This is a genomic window from Pseudomonas sp. 2VD (assembly GCF_005503585.1).
In the GTDB taxonomy this organism is placed as follows: Bacteria; Pseudomonadota; Gammaproteobacteria; order Pseudomonadales; family Pseudomonadaceae; genus Pseudomonas; species Pseudomonas aeruginosa.
This window is the reverse complement of record NZ_SCND01000388.1, coordinates 1-5491: the sequence shown is the minus strand read 5'-3', so window position 1 is coordinate 5491 and position 5491 is coordinate 1. Positions and strand designations below refer to the sequence as shown.

The following is a 5491-nucleotide window of genomic DNA, read 5'->3' as shown; positions in this document are numbered from 1 at the left end:
GTCAAGCAGCGCCTCGGCGAGCTGCTGCAGGGCGCATCGCGGAACATCCTGGAAGGCGAGACGCTGCCGGCCTACCTGCCGAAGCGCCGCTGGTTCGCCGGCGAGAAAGGCCAGCCACGGCTCTGCTACATCGTTCCGCTGGACGAGGCGGAGCCGCGCTGTGCATTGTGCGAAGTGGAGATCGACGGGCTGCGCTACCAGTTGCCGCTGGGCTTCCTCGACGCCGACCAGCGCGGCGACAGCCTGCCTCAGTTGCTGGCCCTGGCGCGCCTGCGGCGCGGTCGCAAGGTCGGCCTGCTGACCGACGCCGCCAGCCTGCCGCTGTTCGCCCGCAAGGTCCTCGCGCAACTCCGCGCCGAGGCGGTGATCGCCCACGGCGACGGCGAGATCCAGTTCATCCCGGCGGCGGGCTTGGCGGAAATGGACGACATCGCCGACGAAGACGTCCTGCCGTTCTCGGTGGAGCAGTCCAACAGCTCGATCCGCTTCGGCGAGCGCATGGTCCTCAAGGTGCTGCGCAAGATCCTTCCGGGGCTGCACCCGGAAATCGAGGTCGGCGGCTACCTGACCCGCCACGGCTACCCCGGCATCGCCCCGTTGCTCGGCGAGGTACGGCGGGTCGGCGCGGATGGCGAGCCGCACACGCTGATGATCCTGCAGGGCTACCTGAACAACCAGGGCGACGCCTGGAACTGGACCCTGGACAACCTGGAGCGAGCCGTGCGCGACGAGATATCCGCGGCCAGCGAGGCGCTCGAAGGGCAATACGACAGCCTCGCCGAACTGCGCGGCTTCGCCGCCAACCTCGGCGCCCGGCTCGGCGAGATGCACAGCGTACTGGCCGGCGAGTCGGACGATCCGGCCTTCGGCAGCCGCGAGAGCGACGAAGCCAGCGTCCAGGCCTGGGCGCTGCGCATCGCCGAACAGTTGCGCGAAGCCGGCAAACGCCTGAGCGAGCCGCCACGGCCGTTGCAGGGCGAGGCGGCGGAACAGGCGCGGCGCCTGCTGGAACGCCTGCCGGCGCTGCTCGAACGCCTGCCGCTGCTGGCCCGGCAGGCAGCCGGCGGGCTGCTGATCAGGGTTCACGGCGACCTGCACCTGGGCCAGGTGCTGATGGTCCAGGGCGACGCACGCTTCATCGACTTCGAGGGCGAGCCGGCGCGCAGCCTGGAAGAGCGCCGCCAGCGTCACAGTCCGATGAAGGACGTCGGCGGCATGCTGCGCTCGTTCGACTACGCGGCGGCGATGGTCCTGCGCAACGCGCAGAGCACCGATAGCTCGGAACAGGCCGACAGCGCCCGGCGCAAGGTCGCCATGCGCTATCGCAGCGAAGCCCGCGATGCCTTCCTGGCCGGCTATCGGGCCGCCGCGGCGGGTCTCATGCACGCCTGGCACGGTCGCGAAGGCGAAGGGGCGGCGCTGGCCCTGGCCTGCCTGGAAAAGGCCGCCTACGAACTGCTCTACGAAGCCGACTACCGCCCCGACTGGCTGGAAGTGCCTCTCGCCGGTCTGGCCGAACTCACCGAACACCTCCTGAAGGGCAAGAACCGATGAGCGAACCGATGTCCGAACGCGAACGCTGGCAACTGGAGCTGGACAAGCTGCAGCGCGGCCTGCAGGGCGATCCATTCGCCTTCCTCGGCCCGCAGCGCGACCCCGGCGGCGAAGGCGGCGTGCTGCGCGCCTACCTGCCCGGCGCGCAGCGCGTCGAGCTGCTCGACGAAGACGGCGCGACGCTCGCCGAACTGGAGCAGAGCGACCCCGGCAGCGGCTTGTTCCAGCGCCACCTGGAGCGCCTGCCACCGCGCTACCGCCTGCGCGTGCACTGGCCGGACGGCGTGCAGGAAAGCGAAGACCCCTATGCCTTCGGGCCGTTGCTCGGCGAACTCGACCTCTACCTGTTCGCCGAAGGCAACCACCGCCAACTGGCCTCCTGCCTGGGCGCGCAACTGACCCGTCACGAAGGCGTGGAGGGCGTGCGCTTCGCAGTCTGGGCGCCGAACGCCGTGCGCGTCTCGGTGGTCGGCGATTTCAACGGCTGGGACGGGCGCCGTCACCCGATGCGACGACGCTATCCATCCGGCGTCTGGGAACTGTTCGTCCCGCGCCTCGGCGAGGGCGAACTGTACAAGTACGAGTTGCAGGGCCACGACGGCCTCCTGCCGCTGAAGGCCGACCCCCTGGCGCTGGCCTGCGAGACGCCGCCCGGAACCGCTTCGAAGACCTGCGCGGCGTTGCGCCACGAGTGGCGCGACCAGGACTGGCTGGCCCGGCGCGCGGAGCGCCAGGGCTATGCGGCACCGCTGTCGATCTACGAAGTCCACGCCGGCTCCTGGCGCCACCGCGACGGCCGGCCGCCGCACTGGTCGGAACTGGCGGAGGAGCTGATTCCCTACGTGCGCCAGCTCGGCTTCACCCATATCGAGCTGATGCCGGTGATGGAACATCCCTTCGGCGGCTCCTGGGGCTACCAGCCGCTCGGGTTGTTCGCCCCCACCGCGCGCTACGGCACGCCGGAGGACTTCGCCGCGTTCGTCGACGCCTGCCACCAGGCCGGCATCGGCGTGATCCTCGACTGGGTGCCGGCGCATTTTCCCACCGACGCCCACGGCCTGGGCCGTTTCGACGGCACGGCGCTGTACGAGTACGAACATCCCTTCGAAGGCTTCCACCAGGACTGGGATACCTACATCTACAACCTTGGCCGCAGCGAGGTGCACGGCTTCATGCTGGCCTCGGCGCTGCACTGGCTGCGCACCTACCACGTCGACGGCCTGCGGGTGGATGCGGTGGCCTCGATGCTCTATCGCGACTATTCGCGCAAGGAAGGCGAATGGCTGCCGAACCGCCATGGCGGCCGGGAGAACCTGGAGGCCATCGACTTCCTCCATCACCTCAACCAGGTGGTCGCCAGCGAAACCCCCGGCGCGCTGGTGATCGCCGAGGAATCCACCGCCTGGCCCGGCGTCAGCCGTCCGGTGGCGGAGGGCGGCCTGGGCTTCAGCCATAAGTGGAACATGGGCTGGATGCACGACAGCCTGGCGTACATCGGCGAAGACCCGCTGCACCGGCGCTATCACCACCACCAGTTGACCTTCGGCCTGCTCTACGCCTTCTCCGAGCATTTCATCCTGCCGATCTCCCACGACGAGGTGGTACATGGCAAGCACTCGCTACTGGACAAGATGCCCGGCGACCGCTGGCAGAAGTTCGCCAACCTGCGCCTGTACCTGAGCTTCATGTGGTCGCACCCGGGCAAGAAGCTGCTGTTCATGGGATGCGAGTTCGGCCAGTGGCGCGAGTGGAACCACGACGGCGAACTGGACTGGTACCTGCTGCGCTATCCGGAGCATCAGGGCGTACAGGACCTGGTGGCGGCCCTCAACCGGCTGTACCGCGAACTCCCCGCACTGCATGCGCGCGACGGCGAGGCGCTCGGCTTCGAATGGCTGATCGGCGACGACCAGGCGAACAGTGTCTACGCCTGGCTGCGCCACGCGGCCGGCGAGCCATCGCTGCTGGCGGTACACAATTTCACCCCGGTGCCGCGCCAGGGCTATCGGATCGGCGTACCGCAAGGCGGCGACTGGGACGTGCTGCTCAATAGCGACGCCCAGGCGTTCGCCGGTTCCGGCGCAGGCAGCCAGGGCCGCGTCTCCAGCGAGTCGTGCGGCGCCCATGGCCAGGCGCAGTCGCTGGTGCTCGACCTGCCGCCGCTGGGCACGCTGCTGCTGCGTCCGGCCGGCTGATTCACGCCTGGCCCTGGCGCAGGCGGCGCTGTTTGCGGCGCAGGCGGATCGCCCGGCGCTCCAACAGCAGGTAGACCACGCAGGCCAGCGCCAGGGGTAGGAGGAAATACAGCACCCGGTAGCCGATCAACGCGGCCAGCAGCACGCCCTGGGACAGGCGCCCCTGGAGCAGGGCGATGAACACCGCTTCGAGCACCCCGAGCCCGGCCGGGATATGGGTGATGACCCCGGCGATGCTGCTGATCAGGAGGATCGCCAGGACGCTCGGGTAATCCACGCTGTGCGGCAGCAGGCTGTACAGCAGGAGCGCCATCAGCGACCAGTTGCTCGCTCCGAGCAGGCCTTGCAGGGCCGCCAGCCGCCAGGACGGCAGGGTCAGCCGATGCTCGCGCCAGCCCCAGGCGCGGCGTCGGGCGAAACGGCAGGCCAGCAGGTAGCCGGCGGCCAGCGCCAGGAGCAGGGCGCCGATCAGGCGCAGGCCGTCGCTGCCGAGCTTCCAGCCCGGCGGCAAGGCCGGCAGGCCGCAGCTGAACAGGATGCCGGCGAGCAGCAGGTAGCCGAACCAGTTGGTCACCAGGCTGAAGGTGAGGATCCGGGTGATATCGGCGATGTCCAGGCCGAGCCGACTGTACAGGCGATAGCGCAGCGCCACGGCGCCGACCCAGGAACTCAGGTTGAGGTTGAACGCATTGCACACGAACGCCACGGTGAAGACCCGCCGCTTGGGCAGCGAGTGGCCGATGTAGTAGCGGCTGAGCAGGTCGAAGCTGCTGAACACCGTATAGCCGGCGGCCGCCAGCAGCAGCCCGAGGAACAGGGTCGCGGGGCGATACTCGCCGAGGGCGTGGCGGACTTCCTGCCAGTCGAGATTCTTCACCAGCAGGAACAGCAGCACCGGGACCAGCACGAAGAACGCCAGGGTCAGCAGCCTGCGCAGCCAGCGCCAGTGAGCGCGGCGTGGCGCCGCCGAGGCAGTTGCGTGACCGCCGCCGTTCATGGGTTGCCCCGCTGGCCCTGGCGTTCCTGCCAGCGCCGCGACGGACGCGGCTCCAGCGATTTCAGGCGCGGCAGATGGGCGGGTACCCAACCGGCGATGGCCGGGAAATGCCGGGAAAAGTGGAAGCCGAGGAAGATCAGCGGCGCCCGCCACCAGTAACCGCGCCTGGCGTGGCGGCGGCTGATGCGCCGGCAGTGGCGGCGCGCCAGTTCGCGCAGGTGCTGGTAGAGCTGGCCGTTGAAGGCGACGTCGTGGATCACCAGGTTGGCCTCCAGGTTCAGCGACAGGCTGAGGGGATCGAGATTGCTCGAACCGATGGTCGACCAGTCGTCGTCGATCACCGCGACCTTGCCGTGCAGCGGACGCTGGCAGTATTCGTGGATACGCACGCCCTCGCGCAGCAGGTAGTCGTAGAGCAGCCGGCTGCACAGGCGCACCAGCGGCATGTCCGGCATGCCCTGTAGTACCAGGTCGACGCGCACGCCCCGGCGCGCCGCATCGCGCAGCTCGCGAAGCAGGCGGTAGCCGGGGAAGAAATAGGCGTTGGCGATCAGCAGGCGCCGCCGCGCCTGGCGGATCGCCTGCAGGTACTCGCGCTCGATGTCGTCGCTGGACTGGTCGTTGTCGCGGATCACCAGGCGCACCCGCGCCGGCTGCCCGGCGCCCGACGGCCGCAACGGCGGGTAGTCGGCGTCCGGTTCGAGCAACGCCAGGTAGGCGTGGCGGATATCGCGTACTACCGGAC

The 5491-nt window shown here is 69.4% G+C and carries 4 protein-coding genes; 2 read left to right on the top strand and 2 right to left on the bottom strand.

The features are described 5' to 3' along the window. On the top strand, positions 1 to 1554 hold a 1554-nt coding region (locus FFS27_RS27835; RefSeq protein ID WP_171019245.1), incomplete at its 5' end, for a putative maltokinase. Then, positions 1551 to 3749 (top strand): 1,4-alpha-glucan branching protein GlgB, encoded by a 2199-nt coding sequence (gene glgB, locus FFS27_RS27830; RefSeq protein ID WP_003113646.1) that lies wholly within the window; start codon positions 1551 to 1553, stop codon positions 3747 to 3749. The genes FFS27_RS27835 and glgB, both read left to right, overlap by 4 nt. Position 3750: 1 nt before the next feature. Here the strand turns inward: glgB and FFS27_RS27825 are convergent, their stop codons facing one another. Beyond that, on the bottom strand, positions 3751 to 4746 hold the full coding sequence (locus FFS27_RS27825; protein ID WP_023101285.1) for a lysylphosphatidylglycerol synthase domain-containing protein: 996 nt from the start codon (positions 4744 to 4746) through the stop codon (positions 3751 to 3753). After that, the coding region (clsB, locus tag FFS27_RS27820) for a cardiolipin synthase ClsB (protein ID WP_137952352.1) at positions 4743 to 5491 on the bottom strand (749 nt) is incomplete at its 5' end. The genes FFS27_RS27825 and clsB, both read right to left, overlap by 4 nt.